This is a genomic window from Chitinophaga flava (genome assembly GCF_003308995.1).
Classification (GTDB): domain Bacteria; phylum Bacteroidota; class Bacteroidia; order Chitinophagales; family Chitinophagaceae; genus Chitinophaga; species Chitinophaga flava.
Window position 1 is genome coordinate 434802 of the sequence record NZ_QFFJ01000001.1, and the last position, 25284, is coordinate 460085.

Consider the following 25284-nt stretch of genomic DNA (forward strand, 5'->3'; position numbering starts at 1 on the left):
CTCACCTCAAATTGGCACAGAAGCCGAAAACACAGAAAGGCGCGACAGGCAAAAAAATAAAAGCCCACAGATATAATATCTGTAAGCTATTATTTTTTTCTGCCGGCATTGGGCTTAGGCAGGCACAAACTTTTCTGTCGTAAAAATTAAAAAGGAGATTACCAGTCTGAATATTGGGTATGGCTTACTTAGCCTTACCTTCAATATAATCGACGATCTCACCGATTGTATTGCTGGTGGACATCCCATCCATGTCTGCTATTCCAAACTGTTGTTGCAATTTAGATGAAAGCTGAACTGCCAGAATAGAAGTCATTCCCAGCTCTTCCAAAGATTGATCGGAAGAGATAGCATTCTCAGGAATACCAATGGAACTGCTGATTGCACTAATTACTGTTGATTCGATAGGTTGTTTCATATGCTATGGTTTTTGAAGGTAAAAAACTGTTGGTTTGAGGATTAATTTCCAAAGTAACTAAAATAACGCCTTTTATTATAAATGGTTCAAAGCCATTTACGGATTTACATGAAGCATGTCGCCTATTTGATAGCTATAGAATAATTTTGATTTACGACCACTAAAAATAACCTTTGCTTACCCGTATATCACAAGGATCAAATAGCTCTAAATTTAAACAAATACACTTCTGCGAGTTATACAGGCTATATTCCTGGTAAAAGTTTCGGAAGACAATGCTGAGGACAGCTGGGTGGTCGAAATAATAAACGTATTGGCCAGGCACGATACAACCATAGCTGATCTTAATAGCATCCAGGCGCTCATCGGAGAGGATGGTCTGGCCTAATTTCTGATAAATTTTCTTCAGAACACCTGTCCGGCTGCGTTGGCAGGACACATCAGATCATTAATAATGGTAATGCTTTCACATGATCATCAATATTAGGAAACAATACTCTTAGCCATTCGTCCTATATTGTTTTCAGATGTATATATTAATTATACAATCACAAATGCATCATTAAAATAACGGAGCGCAGCCGGTGAGAATAATCTCGCCTTGTGTTTTCTTCTTGTCATTATTCAGATGTTTTCCATTGGCACATCAATAGTACGATCCAGGTTTCCCTGTTTTATTCCATGCCTCAGTTCCCAATCCTAACTTCTTGTAAAATACCTTTTAAACGACTTCTGTTGCTGTAAAACAAGCTCCGCAATTGTCAGCTCGCCTGACTTAAAAAGATTCATAAATATAAAAACGCATGCGTATTTTATTTCTAAAGAGACTAAACAGCTTGCCTATGCAACTTTGATAAAGACAACACCTTAAAAGTTGAAATGATTGAACTTTTTTTCGGTAATATCGCAAACCCAAAAGAGGGTCATAATGTCAACATCAACAAAAAGGTAAGAAAATATATGGTGAAAAATGTGAAAGTGATTTTTTTTGTTTTACTTATGTTCCTTAGCTTCCCAGGGGCTTCCCAGGCCCCAATGGAAACAGCTAAAGAAAAGACAATTTATTTTTTTAGTGGCATGGGGGCAGATTCAAGCGTATTTAAGAACCTGAAACTTCCCGGTTATCATAAAGTTTATATCTCCTGGATTCCAGCACTGCCAAATGAATCAATCACGGAATATGCAGGAAGAATAAAAAGCCAGATCACAACCCCAAATCCATACTTAATCGGGCTTTCTTTTGGCGGTATAGTGGCCGTGGAAGTATCTAAGCAAATAGAGGTAGAAAAAATGGTGTTGATCTCTTCAGTCCGAAAAAAGGAGGACCTCAACAAAGTGCAGTTTTTTTTCATGAGACTGGGGTTATATCGAATCATTCCAGGTATATTGTTAAGACGTACTAACTTTCTCACCAATAGTTATTTTGGCGCCCGATCCCAAAAAGACAAGAAGGAATTAAAAAAATTGCTGCAAAACACGGATATTTCCTTCTTTCGCTGGGCATTAAAGAGCATTGCTCACTGGGATAATACAGAGTCACCTGAGCGAACAATTCAGATACATGGAACAGCCGACAGGGTTATCGCCAGCAGACTCGTACATCCTGACTATCGCATTAAAGGCGGAGGACATCTCATGGTTTTTAATAAAGCAGATACGATTAGCAGAATCATCAGGCATTACTTTCATGAATAATGCTGCTCTCCTGATTTATTCGCCGGCTATTTCCTCCACGCTTAGAACCACTTTATCGCAGAGAAACGAAAAAGCCTTACAACACAACGCTGTAAGGCTTTTTCGTTTTTATCCTGATTGGAGACGATTTGATCAGCACTTACTTAATTGCTCCAGTATCCCTTTGATAATAGCAGCATTGAGCTCCAGGTTCTCCGGTTCCGTAATCATCTTTTCGTGTTTACCAAGACCTTCGTAAATACGCAAGGTTCCGGTTGTAGCATCATCCCAGCGATAAACCGCATCTGCTCTCTTTTCCCCGCTTTTCAACAGGTAAATGTCTGCATCTATAATACCATCGTTTACCATACGGTTATGATACTGTGAATAAGCATATGCTTCATCCACCATTCCGGCCTTCAGTTCTTCTTCCACACCTGATAACTGTTGTGTCAATACATCTGTCATTATCTTTTCCAGTTCTTCCTTGCTGATTCCTTCATCTTCTGCCTTGCGTATGATTCTTACCGAATCAATCAATATCAGCGCAGATACATGATATCCGGCGGCTGTTAGTGCTTTCGCTACTTCAAATGCGAGGTTTCCACCAATAGAATATCCCATCAGAATATACGGACCAGTTTTCTGTAACCGGGTAATCAGATCCACATATTTCTTTAACCTGTCAGCATCATCAATATAACCAAAGCTATACATGGAATGAGATGCGACTGACCGGGCCAATCCGCCATAAACAATACCCTGGGCATAAGCAGGCGGGAACATCATCACCCCTTTTTCCATGCTGGAATTCAATAAAGCAACATGTCTGGAAACCAGGAGATCATCCTGCTCACGCGTCAACAGAACTGCTGCGAGATCCTTCAAAACCGGATATCTGAATATATCAGCCGGGGACAATGTGGTTTGGAAGTGTTTGTTGATCTTCGCGATTGCTGACATTGTTTTCAGCGAGTGCCCTCCCAATTCAAAGAAATTATCGTTTATCCCTACCCGTTCTATATCCAGTAATGTACTCCATATGTCTGCAAGTCCCTGCTCTGTATCATTCCGCGGCGCTGTATAACTATGCTGAGACAATACAGCTCCTGTAGGAGCAGGTAGTTTTTTCTTGTCCACCTTGCCATTGACCGTCAGTGGCAGACTTTCCAGCTCTATGAGCAACGGTATCATATATGCCGGCAACAAAGTCCTCAGGTAAGCCAGCAGCTCTTCCCGGTTAAAAATACCTTCAGGCACTACATAACCCAGCAGTTGTTTATCTCCTCCCGCAGCTGTTCGTAATATGACCACGGCCTGTTTTACCAGATTACTCCGCTGCAACACCCGTTCTATTTCACCCAGTTCTATACGGTAGCCCCGTACTTTTACCTGTTCATCTACACGGCCGAGATACAGGATATTGCCATCAGGCAACCATTTGCCCGTATCACCACTGCGATACATTTTTGCTCCGGGCTCATTTGTAAACGGATCGTTGATAAACCTGGCAGCCGTTAATTCCGGGTTGTTCAGATAACCAGCTGTAACACCAGCGCCACCGATGTACAGTTCTCCTTTCACGCCAACCGGTACGGGATGACCGTCATTATCCAGAATATAAACCCTCACATTAGCCAGGGGTTTGCCTATAGGTAACGCTCCTGTTGGATATGATCTGTTTGCCGTGTATTGATAAATCAATGCAGAGATAGAAGCTTCTGTTGGACCATAGATGTTATAGAAATCAACATAGTTGCTCCATCGTTCAGCCAGTTCACTACGACACGCCTCCCCTCCTGACAGAATCCGTTTTAATGCACTGTACTTGCCGGCTGTAATATTGGAGATCAGGCCAGGAGACGCTTCCAGATGTGATATACGCTGTTCATCTAAAAACTGTTCAAACAGCCTCATATCAGCCAGTATTTCTTTATCTGGCAGCACCAGCGTTCCACCATTTAACAAGGCAAAAAACAGCTGTTCCACAGAGGCATCGAAACAATAATCCGATGTCATCAATACTCTTTCTTCCGGCATGATATGGAATGCTTTACTCTGGCAGTGTATCAGATTTACTACACCACGATGTCTGGCGATCACGCCTTTGGGCTTGCCTGTAGAACCGGAAGTAAAAATCACATACGCTGCTGCCGTAGATGGTACAGTATGGACAGGCGCAGTAACAGGAAAATCTGCTATCCTGCCTTCATCCAACAGGATGATAATACCAGCGATGTTCTCCACTGCGTGTTTGCTGGCACGACTGCTTAATACGATCTTCGCACCTGTATCTGAGAGCATGTAGCTGATCCTTTCTTCCGGATAGTCCGGATCTACAGGAACATAAGCGGCTCCTGCCTTCAGGATACCCAGGATACTCACAATCATCTCCACTGATCTTTCTATACATATGCCCACATATGTTTCGCTGGTTACACCGATATGTTGCAGGTAATGTGCCAGCTGATTGGAGCGTTGCTCCAATTCATTATAGGTAAGCGTTTGTCCTCCTGCTACCACTGCGGGCACTCCCGGATAAAGAGCTGCTTGTTCAGCAAACAAAGCATTGATCGTTTTATCTTCCGGATAAATATCAACATGAGCATTAAATGTTGTCAGCAATATGTGCTCTTCTTCTTTACTCAATAACCTCAACGTGCTGATACGTTCTTCCGCAGATCGGACTACCGCCCGCAACAATGCTTCGTAGTGTGAAATCAGCTGTGCGATTGTATCTTCACTGAACAGGTCTGCAAAATATTCGATATTACCGTACAACCCTTCTTCACTTTCCCGCATGGAGAATGTCAGGTCCAGCTGTGCAACCGGATGTTCCAGATGCATGGATGACAACTCCACCTCTCCCAACCTGAGTGCAGGCGCGTCAGGTGTATTCTGCCACACAAACATTACCTGGAATAAAGGATGACGGGTGAGATCACGGGTAGTTACAACAGCTTCCACCACTTTTTCAAAGGGCACTTCCTGATGAGCATAGGCTTCCAGAGTAGTTTGTTTCACCTGATGTAACAGTGTAACAAACGAAAGATCATCCTTCAGCTCACTCCGCAGCGCCAGCGTATTAATAAAAAAGCCAATCAGCCCTTCTATTTCCTGCTGGGTTCTTCCGGCGGTGGGACTGCCGATACAGATGTCTTCCTCGCCGGTATAACGATACAACAATACCTTCAGGGCTGTCAACAAGGTCATATACATGGTCACACCCTGTTGCTGTGACAGCGCTTTCAACTGCTCCTGCAGATCCAGGCCCAGGAAGAAGCTCCTGCTGGCGCCCCGTTTGGTGGTGGTAGCTGTACGCGGCCGATCGTAAGGCAATGGCAATATAGCCGTATCTGCCAGCTTCCTTTTCCAGTAATCCAGTTTTTTATCCAGTACTGTACCTGAGAGATATTTCCGTTGCCAGATGGCATAATCAGCATATTGTACAGGCAACTCGACCAATTGCGCAAGTCGTGCTTCTGTAAAGGCACTATACAGCTCCATCAGCTCACGCACAATAATACCGGTAGACCAGCCATCAGAAGCAATATGGTGCAGTGTAACCACCAGCACATGCTCTTCTTCTCCCAATACAATCAACTGCGCTCTCAGTTTATGATCTGTTGACAAATTAAACGGAGCCGAGGTTAATGTTTTAATGTATGCCGTTAATGCTACAGTATTGTCCCGATGCTGCGAATGATCTGTTATTACCAGCTTCCACTGGTCAAGGGGTTTCACTTCCTGGAAAGGCACACCCTCTTCCTGTACGATGACTGTCCGCAGTACTTCATGGCGGTTGACAATTGTTCTCAGCGCATATTCCAGGGCGTCGCTGTTTAAATGACCTTTCAGGTTTAACACGGCAGGTATATGATAGGGAACAGTGCCTTCCAGCTGATCAATAAACCACAAACGCTCCTGACTATACGAAAGCGGGATATGATCCGGCCTTTTCTCCGGTATGACTGCCGGCATGACGGTGCTGTCTGAGCGCTGGCCCAGCTGTACTGCCAACTGACTGATGGTAGGATAGTCAAAGACATCGGCGATCGTTACCTCCACTGACAGCTGTTTACGCATCGCCGAGATGAGGCGGATGGCCAGCAGTGAGTGTCCACCCAGTGCAAAGAAGTCGTCGTGTAGCCCTACCTGTGGTACTTCCAGCAACAGCGACCAGATACCGGCAAGCGCCGTCTCCAGTGCTGTAACCGGCGCCGCATAGGTGCTGGCAGCCACACCGGCTGTTTCCGGATCAGGCAAAGCACGACGGTCAATCTTTCCGTTGTTTAGCAACGGGAATTGCTCCATCACTACCAGCTGTGCCGGCACCATGTAATCCGGTAATTGTGTCTTTAAATGAGACAGCAGGTCTTCTTTATCAAAAGTGTCTGTAACTGTAACATAACCCACCAGCGTTTTAGCATCTCCCCTTACTATCACTACGCCCTGTTCTACCGTTCCATAGGCATTCAGCGTACGTTCTATCTCCCCTAACTCTACCCGGTAACCACGGATCTTTACCTGATCATCTCCACGGCCAATAAACAGGATATTGCCATCCGGAGCGTATCTCACAATATCTCCTGTGCGGTATAGTTTAGCTCCTTCCTGGAAAGGATCATCGATAAACCGTTGCGCTGTGAGGGTTTCATTATGCAGGTAACCGGCAGCCACACCATCACCACCAATGTATAACTCTCCCGGCACCCCTGCAGGACATAATTCCATCGCAGGGCTCAGTACATAAACACGGGTATTGGAGAAAGGTGTTCCTATCGGAATGTGCGTACCATAGGCAGCATAATCATTTACTACATGCAATAATTTTCCTATAGTCGTTTCCGTTGGTCCATAGTGGTTAACAATCGTACGTCCGTTGCCGGTAGCACGGATACTATCCACCACGGCTGTTTCCAATGCTTCGCCTCCAAATATCAGCAGCTTCTCTGGTAACAGTAACCTATCCGGAGCCGATACCGCTTTCCAGTAGGAAGGCACTACCTTGATACAATCTATCCGATGCGATTCAAAATAAGCATGCAGTTTTTCACTGTCATTGATAAAGGCCTTGGAAAACAGGTGCAGCTTGCCGCCGCCAGCCAGGGAGCCATATAACACCGTATTGCCCAGATCGGTGGCGATGCCTGTCAGTAAAGCAAAAGATTGGCAACCAGCTATCGGTACAGCCGCCTGTAAACCGGCCAGATAATCTGCCAGGTTACGATGCGTAACCATTACTCCTTTAGGCGCGCCGGTGCTACCGGAGGTATAAATCACATATAACAGTTGCTCAGCCGATGGACGAGGAAGAGATGGTATTGTTTCAACCGGCAGATCTTCATCGAGTATAACCACTTGTGCTGTAGTGGCGGGCAACAGGCCGTGGCAAGCATTACTGCTTACAATAATTGTAGCAGCTGTATCTTTTAAGATATAACTAATCCGCTCCTGCGGGTAGTCCTGTTCAATAGGTACATAAGCACCTCCTGCCTTTAGGATACCCAGGATGCCAACTACCATATCGGAGCCGCGTTCTATAAACAGCGGTACTAACGTATTGGCACCTACGCCGTGATGATGCAGATAAGCGGCTAAGCGATCAGAACGTTCATCCAGTTCCTGGTAGCTCAGTGTCCTGCCTTCAAACACCAATGCAGCAGCTTGTGGCGTACGGGCTACCGCAGCCGCAAACATGTCTACGATGGTTTGATCCGTGGCATAAGGAACCTTCTTGCCAGTGAGTATCTGCAGCGGCTGTTGCTCTGCAGCTGTTAACAGGGTCAGGTGATCTATCTGTTGTGAAGGGTTACGCACCACTGCCTGCAACAACTGCTCAAAATGACCTGCCATACGGCGGATACGGTCTTCACTGAACAACTGGCTCCGGTAAACAATACTGAGTTCCAGACCATCTTCCTGCTCAGCTATAAAAAAGGTAATATCGAATTTTGCAGTATGGTGTTCAAAATCTTCACCAGATAAAACCACATCCTCCAGATACAGCTCCGGAACATCCGGCGCATTCTGCATCACAAACATCACCTGGAACAACGGACTCCTGCTGGCATCCCTGTCTTTCACCACGGCTTCCACTATCTTCTCCAGCGGCACCTCCTGATGTGCATAAGCATCTACTGTAGTGGTTTTCACCTGCTGTAACAGGGATATAAAGGAAGGATTATCACTCAGATCACTGCGCAGGGCGAGTGTATTTACAAAGAACCCTATCAATCCTTCCAGCTCGCGGTACGGGCGGGCTGCAGTAGATGTACCCACACAAACATCTGTTTGATTACTGTAACGGTACAGTAATACCTTGAATACCGCCAGCATAGTCATGAACAAGGTAGTACCCTGTTGCTGCGATAACCGTTTTAACTCATCAGCCACTACCCTATCCACCTGGCATCGTATGTTTGCCCCCTTATTACTTTGTATGGCCGGACGCACATAATCTGCCGGCAGTTGCAAGGTAGCCACCCCGGTAAGCTTATCTTTCCAGTAATCCAGCTTCTTACCCAATACGGCACCCGATAAGTGTTTCCGTTGCCAGATAGAATAATCCGCATACTGCAACGACAGCGGATGAAGCGCTGCAGCACGGGACCCTATATACGCACCGTATAACTCTACCAGTTCACGTACAATAATACCAGTAGACCAGGCATCCGAAGCAATATGATGCAGTATTACTACCAGCACATATTCATCTTCATTCAGCATCACCAAATGCGCACGCAGCATATGATCTGCGGACATATCAAACGGCGTCTCTATCAATGACCGGACATATTCATGCAGTACTTCCACGTCAGCATATGCCTCGCCAGCTACTTCATTTAACTGCCAGTGGCCGGCTTCCTGTATCTGCTGATAAGGACTGCCATCTTCCAGCCGTATAAAGGTACGCAGCACCTCATGCCGGTTTACGATCTCCTGTAAAGCATAGGCCAGGGCCTGACGGTTCAGGTTTCCTTTCAACCTTAGTACAGCTGGTATATGATACTGCACGCTGCCTTCCAGCTGATCGATAAACCACAAACGTTCCTGGCTATACGAAAGCGGGATATGAACGGGTCTGTCTTCCGGGGCAACCGCCGATACCGAAGGCAGGCTATCGACCACACGGGCAGCCGCCGCCAGCCCGGCAACAGTAGGATGCAGGAACAATGATTTAACAGAAATCCCTGCTTCAGGCCCCAATGCTGCAATTACACGCATTCCTAACAACGAATGTCCTCCCAGCACAAAGAAATTATCATGTATGCCTACACGGGGGATTCCCAATACTTCCTGCCATACGTCCGCAATCATCTGTTCCATTTCATTCCGGGGCGCCACATAACCTTCTGACAGCGTATCAGCCTCAATTACAGGCAATGCCTTCTTATCGATTTTCCCATTTGAGGTCAATGGCAATGATGCCAGTTCCACCACAACAGCAGGGACCATATAATCGGGTAACTTACTCTGCAAACCGGCGAATATCGCTTCCTTGTCGAAAATACCTTCCGGCACAACATATGCGATCAGGCGTTTATCCGCACGGCCTTGTTGATGGTCCGCTATAACCACGCCTTGTTTTACCAGACCGGTTTCGAGTAACACACTTTCTATTTCTCCAAGTTCAATACGATATCCACGCACCTTCACCTGTTCATCCTTTCTGCCGAGATACACGATATTGCCATCCGGCAACCATTTACACAGATCTCCTGTCCTGTATAATTTTGCAGGAGAATCATTGAATGGATCGATCACAAACTTTTCCGCTGTAAGATGAGGCATATTCAGATATCCCTTTGCCACCTGCACACCGCCTAAATACAACTCTCCCGGAACACCTACCGGCAACACATGTCCACTATCGTCCAGGATATAAGCTTTTACATTATCCAATGGTTTGCCTATCGGCACAATATCGGTCAGTTTATAATCCCTGGTGAATAAATACCCTGTGGCGGTAACGGTTGTTTCCGTAGGCCCGTAAGCGTTATAAAAGTCAATATATGTGGCCCAGCTGCCCGCCAGTTGAGGCGAACAGGCTTCTCCACCCGATACTACCCGTTTTAAACGACCATACTTACCAGGCGTAAGGGTTGCGAGGAAGCCCGGGGTTACATCCAGGTGTGTGATACCTTCCTGTTCCAGCAGTTGCGTAAACAGCTGTTTATCCAACCGTATTTCATCAGCAATCAACACCAGTGTTGCCCCGCTTGCCAAAGCCAGGTAAATCTGTTCGGCAGCCGCATCAAAACAATAGTTATAGAACTGTAACAATTTATCATCCGATGTTATACCAAACTGCCTGCTACGGCTGTGAATCATATTAACCACAGCACTATGCGGAACCATCACTCCTTTGGGCTTTCCGGTAGAACCGGAAGTATAAATGATATATGCCAGATCTTCTGGAGATGTTATACTGGATACCTTTGTTTTAGGTTGATGTTGCAGCACTTCCTGCAGTTGATCTATGCAGATCAACTGTTTGTTATTGTTAACACCGGCTATCAGGTGTTTATGTTCACCTGTTGTTACCACCAGCCCCTCTTCGCCGCAATCACGGAGGATAAGACCAATTCTTTCAGCAGGATATTCAGGATCAACAGGAACATAGGCGCCACCCGCCTTCAGAATGCCCAGCATACCGATCATCATTTCGAAAGAACGGCTGGTACATAACGGTACCAGGTTTCCGGCAGTAAGGCCCTGCCCCTGCAGATAATGCGCCAGTTGATCAGACCTTTCATCCAGCTCACGGTAGGTAAGCTGCTGATCGCCCAACACCAATGCTATTGCATCCGGCATTTGCGATACCCGCGCTTCAAACAGATCGGTGATAAGCTGTGTTTTCGGATAGTCGTACGCGGTAGCATTAAACGTTTCCAGTACCAGTTGTTTTTCAATGGTATCCAGCATTTCAAGATCATCTATGCGCTGTCCGGGGTTTTGTACAACAGCCTGCAGCAGTCGCTTAAAATGCGTTTGCATACGGTCTATTGTATCAGCAGCAAACAGGTCTGCACAATACTCTATATGCCCTTCCAGCCCATCCGGTGTTTCTCTCAATGCAAAAGTCAGGTCAAATTTGGAAGTGGTATGTTCTGCAGGGCCTTCAGACAATGTCACATTACCCAGTTTAAGTCTGGGAGTTTGCGGGATGTTTTGCAGTTCGAACATTACCTGGAATAAGGGCGTTCTGCTGATATCCCGTTCTTTTACCACAGCTTCCACCACTTTTTCAAAAGGTATTTCCTGGTGCGCGTAAGCTTCTACCGTGTTTTCCTTTACCTGTTTCAGGAAGCTGATAAAGGAAGCTGTTTTATCTACATGGTTACGTAATGCCAGTGTGTTGATAAAAAAGCCAATGAGTCCTTCTGCTTCTTCACGCGTACGGCCCGCCGATGGTGTACCTACACAGATATCCGCCTGTCCGCTGTAACGGGACAAACATACCTTAAACGCAGCCAGTAAGGTCATAAACAAGGTAGTATCCTGTTCCAGAGATAACTTACGTAACCCGGAACTTAATGCACCATCTACCTGGAAGCTGAATATATTGCCACGGGTACTTTGTAGCACCGGCCTTGTATAATCTGTGGGCAGTTCCAACGCCGTAACACCAGTCAGCTTATTTTTCCAGTAGTCCAACTGTTTCTCCAATACAGCTCCAGACAAATATTTACGCTGCCAGATGGCATAGTCGGCATATTGAATAGCTAATTCGGGTAACTGAGGCTCACGTGTATATGTATAAGCGCTATACAGCTCCATCAATTCTCTTACGATAATACCGGTAGACCATCCATCAGATGCGATATGATGCAGCACGATTGCAAGGATATACTCCTGTTCACCGAGCACAATCAGATGTGCCCGCAGCATATGATCCGATGACAAATTAAATGGTGTGCTGATCAGCGTTGTTATGAATTGCTGCAAGGCGGTATCATCTGTTTTATACAGCGGTTCATTTATCACTTCCAAATTCCATTGGTCCTTATCCAGTATACGTTGATAAGCGGTATTATTTTCCTGTGCTATCACCGTACGCAGCACCTCATGGCGGTTTACAATGGTACGTAATGCATGGGCCAGCCCTGCAACGTTCAGGTCACCGTCTAATTTTAACACAGCAGGAATATGGTAGTGTGTACTACCTTCCAGCTGATCAATGAACCACAAACGTTCCTGGCTATACGAAAGCGGGATATGGGATGGCCTTTCCACACTTACCAACGCAACCGAAGAAGATACAGTAGTACGTCCTTCCAGCAGCTGTGCGAGTGCCGCAATGGTTGGATGCTCAAATATTTCCCCTATCTGAATTTCCACCTGCATTGTTTTCTTTATGGCAGACATCAACCTCACTACCAGCAAAGAGTGTCCACCCAGCACAAAGAAGTTATCATACACACCTACCTGCGGTAATTCCAGCAGGCGTTTCCAGATATCAGCCAGCAGTTGTTCCTGCTCATTGCGGGGAGCAGTGTATGCATTTACCGGAACAGTTCCTTCATCCAATAGTAACAATGCCTGTTTATCCACTTTCCCGTTGGCAGTTAATGGCACCTGATCTATCTCGACCAGTGCAGCAGGAACCATATACGCAGGGAGATGCATTTCCAGCCATGAAAGAATACCTTCTCTGTCAAAGGATTCATGAGGTAGGATATAGGCCACCAGCCTGCTATACGATTGAGGAGCATGCCCATCGGCCGTATCTGCCTTAGCCAGCACAACACATTGATCTACCAGTGCACAGGATTGTAAAATGCTTTCTATTTCTCCCAATTCAATACGGTAACCACGTACCTTTACCTGATCATCTTTTCTACCCAGGTATTCGAGATTACCATCAGGCAACCATCTGCCCAGGTCTCCGGTGCGGTACATCCTGGCACCAGCTACCGTACTAAATGGATCGGCCACAAATTTTTCGGCCGTCAGTTCCGGCCGGTTCAGGTAACCTTCTGCCAGGCCCGCCCCTGCGATACATATTTCACCCGCTACTCCTACAGGCGCTCTTCCGTTATACCTGTCGGTGATGTATAACTGTACATTGTCTATCGGTTTTCCGATGGAGATACTTTTGGTGTGTACTTCCCCGTCTCCTTTTGCATAGATCCGGTAGGTACTGCAACCCACCGTTGCCTCCGTAGGTCCGTATTCGTTAATGATTTCCACATCCGGCGCATGTTCCGACAAGTACCGGAAATGTGCCCATTGCAGTGCCTCACCACCTAATACCAGTCTGTTAGTCAGATATACACCCGGACGATTGCCCATAGACACTTCCAGCAGTGGCATATGCGCCGGTGTTAATTTGATAAAATCATAAGGTGCATGTTTCCACAGTTGAGGATCTTCAAATATTTCACCAGCACGTTTCTCTCCGATAACGATTTTTTTACCGGCAATTAACGGCATAAACATCGCTGTGAGAGATGCATCGAAGGTATAGGTAAGATGTATATAACTTCCCGATGCATTACTATCATCATTGATATACCGCGTTTTACTGTTTAACAGATAGTTCAACAGACTACCATGCGATATCATCACTCCTTTAGGTTTACCTGTACTGCCGGAAGTATAGATAACATAAGCCAGGTCAGAGGAAGATGGGGCATTGTTATGAGCCATATTACCTGCCCTGTATCCACTGATATGTTGCCAATCCTCATCCAGCAATATTACTCCGGTAGCTAATGCTGGCAATACCTGTTTACAAGTACTACTGCTCAACACTATTCCGGCACCAGTATCTTCCAGTATATATTGAATACGCTGCGGCGGAAACTCCGGATCTATCGGCACATAAGCGGCGCCAGCTTTCATGATACCGAGGATACCGACAATCATTTCCACAGAAGGCATTACACAGATAGGTAGCAACGTTCCTTTTTTGACACCCTTCCCTTGCAGATAGCGCGCCAGTTGACCAGACCGTTCATCGAGCTCTTTATAGGTAAGTGTTGTAGTATCAAAGATAACAGCAGCAGCTGGCGGAGTTTGGGCAGCCTGTTGTGCAAAGAGCGCTACCATCGTACCTTCCGGCTGTACTGTCATCGTATCATTGAAGACTTTCTGCAAGAGGATTGTTTCTGCCGGCTGCAGCATATTCAATGAACCGATTTTTTTATCGGGAGATGTTACGGCTGCTTCCAGCAAGGCTCTAAAATGAGCCATCATGCGGTCTATAGTGTCTGCATGGAACAGATCTGCGCTGTATACAAAACTACCGTTCAGCTGTCCTTTGTTTTCCTCAACAGAAACAATCAGGTCGAACTGCGCCGCACCCAGACTACCCGGTTCCGGGGTAAGTGTTACTTCACCTAAGCGAAGTGCCGGCACTTCAGGCGCATTCTGTAAAGAGAACAGTACCTGAAACAATGGGCTACGGCTTGTATCCCGCTCTTTTACTACAGCTTCCACTACTTTTTCAAAAGGCACATCCTGGTGCTCATAGGCACCCAATGTCATTTCCTTGATCTGTTGCAGAAAGCCCGCAAATGAAGGATTACCAGCCAGACTACTGCGCAGTGCGAGGGTATTAATAAAGAACCCTAACAGCCCTTCCGTTTCTTCCTGCATCCTGCCTGCAACCGGAGTACCCACACAAATATCATCCTGGTCGCTATAACGATGTAACAGTATTTTCAATACCGCCAGCAAGGTCATAAATGGCGTGATCCCGCGCTCAAGTGAAAATGTTTTTATACGGGCAGACAACGAAGCGTCCAGTGTAAATGAGCTGACAGCCGCACGCATTTGTGATGTTGCTGGTCTTACATAATCCACAGGTAACTGCAACGTACCTACGCCCGTTAGTTTATTCTTCCAGTATTCCAGTTTTTTTCCCAGCAAGTCCCCTGTCAGATAGGCCCTTTGCCAGATAGCATAATCAGCATATTGCAACAGCAACGGAGCAGGCGCAGTGGAATGTACACCGGTAAACACATCATACAACATGATCAGCTCACGCACAATAATACCGGTAGACCAGGCATCAGAAGCAATGTGGTGAAGAACTACCACCAGCACAGATTCCTCTTCTCCCAACACTATCAGATGTGCCCTTAACATGTGGTCAGCTGACAAATCGAATGGTGTAGTTATCAATGATTGAATATGGTCCTGTAAAGCAGCGGGGCTGCCGTATTTTGGATCATCTGTTATGATTAATTGCCATTGATTCGCATCAAGTATACGTTGATAGGCCATACCATCTTCTTCAGCAATCACGGTCCGCAACACCTCATGACGGTTTACCAGCTCCTGCAAAGCAGCCGCCAGTGCCTCCCGGTTTAATTGCCCGGTTAACCGCAGCACAGAGGGAATATGATACTGTATACTTCCTTCCAGCTGATCAATGAACCACAAACGTTCCTGGCTATACGAAAGCGGAATACGGCGAGGCCTTTCCTGGCGGGTTATCGCCGGCATCAATACATTACCCGAACGCTGATCTAACTGCACAGCCAACTGGCTGATGGTAGGATAGTCAAAGACATCGGCGATCGTTACTTCCACTGACAGCTGTTTACGCATCGCCGAGATGAGGCGGATGGCCAGCAGTGAGTGTCCACCCAGTGCAAAGAAGTCGTCGTGTAGCCCTACCTGTGGTACTTCCAGCAACAGCGACCAGATACCCGCAAGCGCTGTCTCCAGGGCTGTAACCGGCGCCGCATAAGTACTGGTAGCCACCCCAGCTGCTTCCGGGTCAGGCAAAGCACGACGGTCAATCTTTCCGTTGTTCAGCAGCGGAAATTGCTCCATCACTACCAGCTGTGCCGGCACCATGTAATCCGGTAATTGTGTCTTTAAATGAGACAGCAGATCTTCTTTATCAAAAGCAGCGGTAACGGTAACGTAACCCACCAGCGTTTTAGCATCTCCCCTTACTATCACTACGCCCTGTTCTACCGTTCCATAGGCATTCAGCGTACGTTCTATCTCCCCTAACTCTACCCGGTAACCACGGATCTTCACCTGATCATCTCCACGGCCAATAAACAGGATATTGCCATCCGGAGCGTATTTCACAATATCTCCCGTGCGGTATAGTTTAGCTCCTTCCTGGAAAGGATCATCGATAAACCTTTGCGCAGTGAGGGTTTCATTATGCAGGTAACCGGCAGCCACACCATCACCGCCAATGTATAACTCTCCCGGAATCCCTGCAGGACACAGTTCCATCGCAGGACTCAGTACATAAACACGGGTATTGGAGAAAGGTGTTCCTATAGGAATATGTGTACCATAGTCAGCATGGTCATTCACGACATGCAATAATTTTCCTATAGTCGTTTCCGTGGGTCCATAGTGATTAACAATCGTACGTCCATTACCGGTAGCTCTGATACTATCCACCACGGCTGTTTCCAATGCTTCGCCTCCAAATATCAGCAGCTTCTCTGGTAACAATAACCTATCCGGAGCCGATACTGCTTTCCAGTAGGAAGGCACTACCTTGATACAATCTATCCGATGTGATTCAAAATAAGTATGCAGTTTTTCACTGTCATTGATAAAGGCCTTGGAAAACAGGTGCAATTCACCACCACCTGCCAGGGAACCATATAACACGGTATTGCCCAGATCGGTGGCGATGCCTGTCAGTAAAGCAAAAGATTGGCATTCCGTTATTGGAACAGCCGCCTGCAAACCGGCCAGGTAATCTGCCAGGTTGCGATGCGTAACCATTACACCTTTAGGCGCACCGGTACTGCCGGAAGTATAAATCACGTACAACAACTGCTTAGCAGATGGACGGGGAAGAGACGATATTGCCTCTACCGGCAGATTTTCATCGAGAGCAATCACCTGTGCTGTAGTGGCAGGCAACAGACCCCGGCAGGTACTGCTGCTGACAATAACCGAAGCGGCAGTATCTTTTAAGATATAACTGATCCGCTCCTGCGGGTAATCCTGTTCAACAGGCACATAAGCGCCACCAGCCTTCAGAATGCCCAGGATGCCAACTACCATATCGGCGGAGCGTTCTATAAACAGCGGTACTAACGTATTCGCACCTACGCCGTGATGATGCAGATAAGCAGCTAACCTGTCTGAACGTTGATCCAGTTCCTGGTAGCTCAGTGTCTTGCCCTCAAACACCAGTGCAGTAGCTTGTGGCGTACGGGCTACCACAGCCGCAAACATGTCTACGATGGTTTGGTCCGGTGCATAAGGCACCTGCTTACCTGTGAGTATTTGCAGCGAGTATTGCTCTGCTGTTGTTAATAATGGCAAATGATCTATGTGTTGTGAAGGGTTGCGCACCACTGCCTGCAACAACTGCTCATAATGCCCTGCCATGCGGCAGATACGATCTTCACTGAATAACTGGCTCCGGTAAACAATACTGAGTTCCAGGCCACCTTCTTTTTCTTCCGCAAAAAAGGTAATATCAAATCTCGCAGATTCAACTCCGGATGGTTCTCCGGATAATACCACTTCATCCAAATGCAGTTCCGGCACATCCGGTGTATTCTGCATTACAAACATCGCCTGAAACAGCGGACTTCTGCTGGCATCTCTGTCTTTCACCACTGCTTCCACGATCTTTTCAAACGGCACCTCCTGATGCTCATAAGCCCCCAGTGTGGTGGTTTTCACCTGCTGTAACAGGGATATAAAGGAAGGATTATCATTCAGATCACTACGCAGCGCAAGTGTATTTACAAAGAAACCGATCAGTCCTTCCAGCTCCCGGTATGGGCGGGCGCCTGTGGAAGTACCTACGCAGACATCAGTTTGATGCGTATAACGGTACAGCAATACTTTGAATGCCGCCAGCATCGTCATAAACAAAGTAGTACCCTGTTGCTGCGACAGCCGTTTCAACTCTTCTGTCAACTCAGTATTTATGCTGAGGGTCACCTCAGCCCCTTCACTATGCTGCACCAGCTGGCGCGGATAATCCACAGGCAGTTGCAGTGTACTCACACCTGACAGCTTATCCTTCCAGTATTCCATTTTTTTATCCAGCACACCTGATAAATAGGTACGTTGCCAGATGGCATAGTCTGCGTATTGCAACGGCAATGCCGGCAGTGCAGGTGCGTGTTCTTCCGCGTATGCGCTGTACAATGCTACCAGCTCCTGAACAATAATACTCGCAGACCAGGCGTCCGAAGCAATATGGTGTTGCGTAACAACGAGTACATAGTCATCTTCATTCAGCGCAATTAAATGCGCACGCAACATATGATCTGCAGACAGATCAAATGGCGCCTTTATCAATGAATGAATGTATTCCTGCAGGCTGTTGTCATAATCTGTTACTATTTGCAACTGCCATAAACCCGCCTCCAGTACCTGCTGGTAGGGCTGTCCATCTTCCGCCCGGATGACGGTCCGCAATATTTCATGACGGCTTACAATAGCGGCGAGTGCATCAGCCAGGGCTTTACGATGTAAACGGCCTTTCAGTCGCAGTACTGCCGGAATATGGTATGGCAAGCTGCCTTCCAGCTGATCGATAAACCACAACCTTTCCTGACTGTATGAAAGCGGAATTCTTGCCGGTCTTTCTGCTACCGTAACGGCGGGCAATCCGGTACTGCTGTCATCTGTACGGATAAACCCGGCCAAACCTGCGATATCAGGATAAGAAAACAAATCCTTTATAGATAACTCAATCCCTTTCCGCTGGCGTAAAGCAGCCACTATCCGCATTCCTAAAAGAGAATGGCCTCCCAGTTCGAAAAAGTTATCGTATATGCCTACCAGTGATATTCCCAATAGCTGCTGCCAGATATCTGCCAGCAGTTGTTCTGTTTCATTGCGTGGCGCCACATATTCTGTTGTAGCGATGTTCAGCTCCGGATCGGGCAGGTTTTTCCTGTCAGCTTTACCATTAGCAGTTAATGGCAATGTTTCCAGGACTACCCATAATGCCGGCACCATATATTCGGGAAGACGCTTTCCAAGATACTGCACTACCTGTTCCTTACTAAATGTCTGTTCGGGAACAACGTACCCCACCAGTTGCCTATTGCCCGTGCTGTCGGGCTTTGCGAGCACCACAACCTGTTTTACCAGTCCGCTTTGTTGTAATACATTTTCTATTTCTCCCAGTTCTATACGATAACCGCGGATCTTTACCTGTTCATCAATGCGGCCCAGGTATTCTATATTGGCATCTGGTAGCCAGCGGGCGAGGTCACCCGTTTTATACATTCGTTCGTTTGTCCGGAAAGGGCTGTTTATAAAGCGTTGTGCGGTCAGTTCTTCCCGGTTCAGGTAGCCGCGTGCTACCTGTACGCCGCCGATATGCAGTTCTCCTGCCACACCGGCTGGCGCCAGATTACCGGCAGCATCCAGGATATATAGTCTGGTGTTGGCCACCGGACGGCCTATCGGCACAAGTTCTGTTACCGGTATCTCGTCTGCCGCATGCCAGCAACTTACATCTATTGCTGCCTCCGTAGGTCCGTAAAGGTTATACAACGGTGCCTTCAGTTTGCTCCGGTAACTCCTGATATGCCCGGCCTGTAATGCCTCCCCGCTGCAAAGTACCCGGCGTAATCCGGCACAAGCGCCGGCGGTCAGGTTCTCTGTGAAAGCCTGCAGCATAGAGGGTACAAAATGTATCGTAGTTACCCCGTAGCGCTCTATAGTACGACTTAAATAAGCTCCGTCTTTCTCACCTCCCGGCTGTGCAAATACCAGCCTTGCCCCGGTTATCAATGGCCAAAACAGCTCCCAGACAGAAACATCAAAACAGAAAGTGGTCTTCTGCAATACCACATCGCTGGTGTCCAGCCCAAAATAATCCTGTGTCCATAACAAGCGGTTAACGATTCCGCGGTGAGCATTCATAACTCCTTTAGGTGTTCCTGTAGAGCCGGAAGTATAGATCACATAAGCCAGGTTGTCCGGATGGATATCAATATCCAGGGCTTTTACCGGCTCCTGTGTAATAACATCCTGATGAGCATCTAACGTCAACATATACACGTCATCTGCTAACCCATCCATCCTGGGGGCCAGCGCCGAACTGCATATCAGTATTTTTGCAGCCGTATCTTTAAGTGTAAAGCTGATGCGCGCTGCCGGATAGGTTGGATCTACAGGCACATAAGCGCCACCGGCTTTTAATATCCCCAGCAATGCCACCATCATATCCAGTGAACGGTCTATACATACCGGCACCAGTGTATCAGCCTTTACCCCCAGCTTTCTCAGGTAGTGACCTAACTGATTACTGCGCTCATCCAGCTCACGATAGGTAAATGCTGCCTCTTCATACATGACAGCCACAGCATCCGGTGTTCTCAGCACCTGTTCTGCGAAGAGGCTGACCAGTGTTTCCTGCTGCGGATAGTCTGCAGAAGGTCCTGCTGCTATCTGCAACAGATGTGCTTCCTCTTGCACAGACAATATCCTGCTTTCAGCAACAGATATGTTATAGTGTTCCAGATAGTGCATCAGCACACTGTTAAAGTAAGCTTCCAGCTCCTCCGGCGTTTTGCCTGATTTTAATGCCCTTCTGAGCGTATAGCTAACAGAAAAAACATCGGCAGTCAGACTTATGGTACAATCAAGGAAGGTATTGGTTAGTTCATATCCATCCAGGGTACCGGCCTCCACGCCTGTCTCATATGCGCTGCCATCCAGTATATTTTTATCCAGGGCTTCATAAACGTGGAAGTTTACAAAGTTGAACATGGCATCAAAGAATGGATTTTTATCTGCAGCAGATTCTTTCGTGACTTTGGCTATTTCAGAAAGACTGAGCCTGTCGTGCTCTTTGAGCTGTATTAGTTTCTCTTCAATATTTTCAAAATACATTTTCCAGGTGGTCACCCGTTTCTCTGTTTCAAACCTGAAAGGAATCGTATTCAGAAAACATCCCAGCAGCTTATCACCATCTTCCTGTACCGGTCTGTTATTGGTAACCAGTCCTATTGTCAGCTCCTCTTCATAGGTAAGCATGTTTAATGAGAACAGGTAAGCACCTAAGAAAAGGGCTTTCAGGGAGATATTATCCTGTTTTGTTTTTTCTTTCAGCTGAAGCAGAAAATCATTCCCATACCTGCGATTGAAGGTATAGTAACCATTCTCTTTTGAGAAAATGTCCAGGCGCTTGTAACCATCCAACTCCTGTTTCCAGAAAGCAGCACTGCTATTGTCATTTCCGGACACCATACTTTCAAGGATAAAATCCTTGTAGGAGCTTTTTAAGGGTGACAATATTACCGGCTCCTGTTCAGATAACAGACGTTTGCAAAGCTGGAATAATTCAGTATTGAGAGAGGCCACACTCCATCCATCCAGAATAGCATGATGAAACTGAAATACCATTATATTAAAAGTATCCAGTCCGAATAATGCAACACGCCACAACGGAGCCTTGTCAAATACAAATGGTTTCTTCCGCTCTTCTTCAAGATAACCCTGGATAATATTTTTTATATCTTTCTGATCTTCCTGAGGAATATCAAAATAATCCACTGTTATATCCACCGACTTGTACACCACCTGCATATCCTGTGTATCCATATCCAGGCGGAAGGCCGTTCTTAGTATACTATGCCTGTTGGTGAGTAAGTTGAATGCCTTTGTCAGCAAGGCCGCGTCGAACTCCCGGGGAATCCTGCCTACAAATTGATCGTGATAAAGCGCATCACCTGCATTCAACATGGAAGCATATACCATCCCACGTTCAATATCACTCATCGGGTAAATGTCTTCTATCAGTCCAGCGTCTGGCAATTGCGGCAAAAGGGTATCTCTGAGTAATTCCAATGCTGCTACTGAGGCTTTGTACAACGTTGTTTTGTGATCACTATCAACGTCTTGTTTGTCGAGTAGAACAGCCAAATCCTGTATAGTATTGGCACGATATACATCAAACACCCGTACCTGTTTGTCAAACACCTGGGATATTTTGCTGACTACACGAATCACACGGATAGAGTCGCCTCCCAGCTCAAAGAAATTATCGTGTATCCCTACCCGTTCTACGCCCAGCAACTCCTGCCATATGGCGGCCAGCCGCACTTCTGACTCATTACGTGGCGCCACAAACTCCGCACGGGCCATACTGCCCGGGTCTGGATTGGGTAAAGCCTTTTTGTTAACCTTCCCGTTGGATGTCAACGGAATTTCTTCCAGCGGCACCCATATGGCCGGCACCATATATTCCGGCAGATGGGCTTTCAGCCATGATTGTACCGCGTCTTTATCAAACGTGCCAATAGGCACCACATAACCGATGAGTCGTTTATTACCGGTGACATCTGTTTGTGCTATCACCACACTGCTGCTTACCAGGCCGCTTTGCTGTAATACGTTCTCTATCTCGCCCAGCTCTATACGGAAACCGCGGATCTTCACCTGATCGTCTATACGACCCAGGTATTCCAGGGTTCCATCCGGCAGCCAGCGTGCCAGGTCTCCTGTCTTATACAGGCGTTCACCGGCAACAAAAGGATTTGTAATAAACCGCTCTGCACTTAATACGGGTAAGTTTAGATATTCCCTTGCCAGCCCCGCACCACCTATATACAGTTCGCCCGGAACACCTACCGGCGCCAGCAGCCTGCTGCTATTCAATACATAAGCATACAATGTGGGAATAGGCTTTCCTATCACGCTGGTGCTACTGTCCAGGTGTGCGGCCTCCAATTCCTGATAGGTAACATGCACGGTAGTTTCTGTAATACCATACATATTAATCAGGCGACAGGCCGGATAAGCGCCTTTCCAGGCTTTAGTTCTGGCCGGGTTAAGTGCCTCCCCTCCAAATATAACATACCGCACAAACACAGTATCGGTATGCGCAGTGAGATAATCCTGTAACACATAAAAAGCAGATGGCGTTTGATTCAGTACAGTCACCCGCTGTTCCAACAGTAGCTTCGCAAACAGTGTAGTATCCTGTGTTGCTTCCCTGGGCACCACTACCAGCCGGCCACCATAGAACAATGCGCCATACATCTCCCAGACAGAAAAGTCAAAACAAAAAGAGTGGAACATGCTCCATACATCGTTCTCATTGAAATCGTACAGGGGCATATCTGTTTCAAACAAACGGACCACATTCACATGTTCAATCACCACACCTTTAGGACGGCCGGTGGAGCCGGACGTATATATCACGTAAGCAGCATGGTTTGCACTTCTGACAGACTCCACTGCGTGCACTGGCTGCGCACTGATCAGCTCCTGATCGGTATCCAGTTCTATGACTGTTTCAATACCGGCTACCGTTTTACAAACCATACTACTATTGCTGTTGCTGATCACCACGGCTGCTTTGGTATCCTCCAGCATATAACGGATACGATCTTCCGGGTAAAGCGGATCTATTGGCACATAGGCAGCTCCCGCCTTCAGAACACCCAGCATACCGGTTATCATCTCCAGGCTTCTGTTGATACAAACCGGCACCAGTGTGTCTTCTCTTACTCCTTTACTACGCAGTACATGCCCGATCTGATTGGCACGTTCATTCAATTGCCGGTATGTCAGCTGCTGATCTTCATATACCACCGCCACTGCATCCGGTCTTTGAGCTACCTGCGCTTCAAACAGGTCTACAATTGTTTTATCTTTCGGATAGCCGGCAGCGTTACCACTGAAAACATTCAGCAACAGGTTCTCCTCTTCCGGCACCAGCATCGGAAGCGCATCTATCTTCCCTTCCGGTTTCGATACAGCAGACCGGAGTAATTGTTCATAATGAGTGGCCATGCGGCGGATAGTATCTTCCTGATACAGGTCGGTACAATATTCCACTGTCAGCGACAATCGCTCTTTTTCTTCTACAATCGTAAAGGTGAGATCAAACTTGGAAGTATGGTGCTCCGGTCTTTCCGGGATTAACGATACATCCCCCAGCGTAATACTATTCGTTTTCTTTCCGTTCTGGAATACAAACATCACCTGAAACAAAGGATGGATGCCGTTATTTCGCTCTTTCACCACCGCATCCACTACTTTTTCAAAAGGCAGATCCTGATGATCAAATCCTTCCAACACTGTATTTCTTACCTGTTGCAACAAAGCGGCGAAGGTGGTATCACGATCCAGGCTACTGCGTATTGCCAGTGTATTGATAAAAAAGCCAACCAGCGATTCAATCTCTCTTCGCCTTCTGCCCGCAACAGGGGTACCTACACAAATATCTTCCTGCCCGCTGTACCGATACAGTAGCACTTTTAATACTGATAACAAGACCATGAACAAAGTAGTCCCTTGCTGTTGACTCAAACGGTTGGCAGCTGTGGTAAGCCCCTGGTCCAATACCAGGTCAAATACGGCGCCATTGGTACTTTGTACAGCAGGTCTGGCGTAGTCAGTTGACAGGTTCAGTGGTTCGAGGCCCGACAGTTTCTTTTCCCAGTATTGTTGCAGTTCAGCCAATACTTTTCCGGAGATATATTCTCTTTGCCAGATAGCATAGTCCGCGTATTGTATGGGCAATGGAGATAATGAAGGAGTGCGACCTTCCGTATAAGCGCTGTAAAACTCAACCAGCTCTTTTACAATCACGGTATCTGACCAGCCATCAGACGCAATATGGTGCATCGTCAGTGCCAGTATATGATTATCTGCCGTAAGGCTCATTAATCCTGCACGCAGCATATGATCTACAGAAAGATTAAAAGGCTGGTTAAGGAAATGGGTAATGGTTGCCTGCTGATTGTCTCCTGGGTTATTGATATTGAGCAGTTGCCAGTTATCCGGCGGAAGGATATGCTGATAAGCAATTCCATCTTCTTCCCGCACAACTGTTCTCAGTACTTCATGCCGATTGATGATATTTTGCAGCGCATATTGCAAAGCGTCCCGGTTTATTTCCCCCTTCAGCTTTAATACCACCGGCACATGATAATGAACACTTCCTTCAAGCCGATCAATGAACCACAAACGTTCTTGTCCGTATGACAGCGGAATCCGGGCAATAATATTTCTGTTATAGGATGGTATGCTGTTTATTTCAGCGATACCTTCCTTCTTCAACCCATGACTTTTAAAAAATTCTATTATATGGGATTTATTATCTCTTAACTGTTTCAGATATTGTTCATCTATCTCCTTCTCCTCTGCTATGTGCACTCTCAGTTCATCATCAACAAGAGAAATATTTATACCAGCTTCTTCTCCTTCCTTTAATAATCTTAATATATGGGCCAGATTTAAATCAGACATATAAAATGGTT

At 46.7% G+C, this 25284-nt stretch carries 3 protein-coding genes; 1 reads left to right on the plus strand and 2 read right to left on the minus strand.

All coding sequences use genetic code 11. The features are described 5' to 3' along the window. Positions 1-184 precede the first annotated feature (184 nt). Positions 185-418, minus strand: coding sequence for an acyl carrier protein (locus DF182_RS01640; protein ID WP_113613949.1), 234 nt, complete (start codon positions 416-418; stop codon positions 185-187). Between the two features lie 879 nt (positions 419-1297). On the opposite strand from DF182_RS01640, the gene DF182_RS01645 reads away from it, so the two are divergent. Next, the gene (locus DF182_RS01645) at positions 1298-2113 is read left to right on the plus strand and encodes an alpha/beta hydrolase (RefSeq protein ID WP_113613950.1); all 816 of its coding nucleotides are present in this window, start codon (positions 1298-1300) and stop codon (positions 2111-2113) included. A 132-nt stretch (positions 2114-2245) separates the two neighbouring features. Here DF182_RS01645 and DF182_RS01650 read toward each other — a convergent pair whose 3' ends face one another. After that, positions 2246-25273, minus strand: coding sequence for a non-ribosomal peptide synthase/polyketide synthase (locus DF182_RS01650; protein ID WP_113613951.1), 23028 nt, complete (start codon positions 25271-25273; stop codon positions 2246-2248). Positions 25274-25284: the final 11 nt, after the last annotated feature.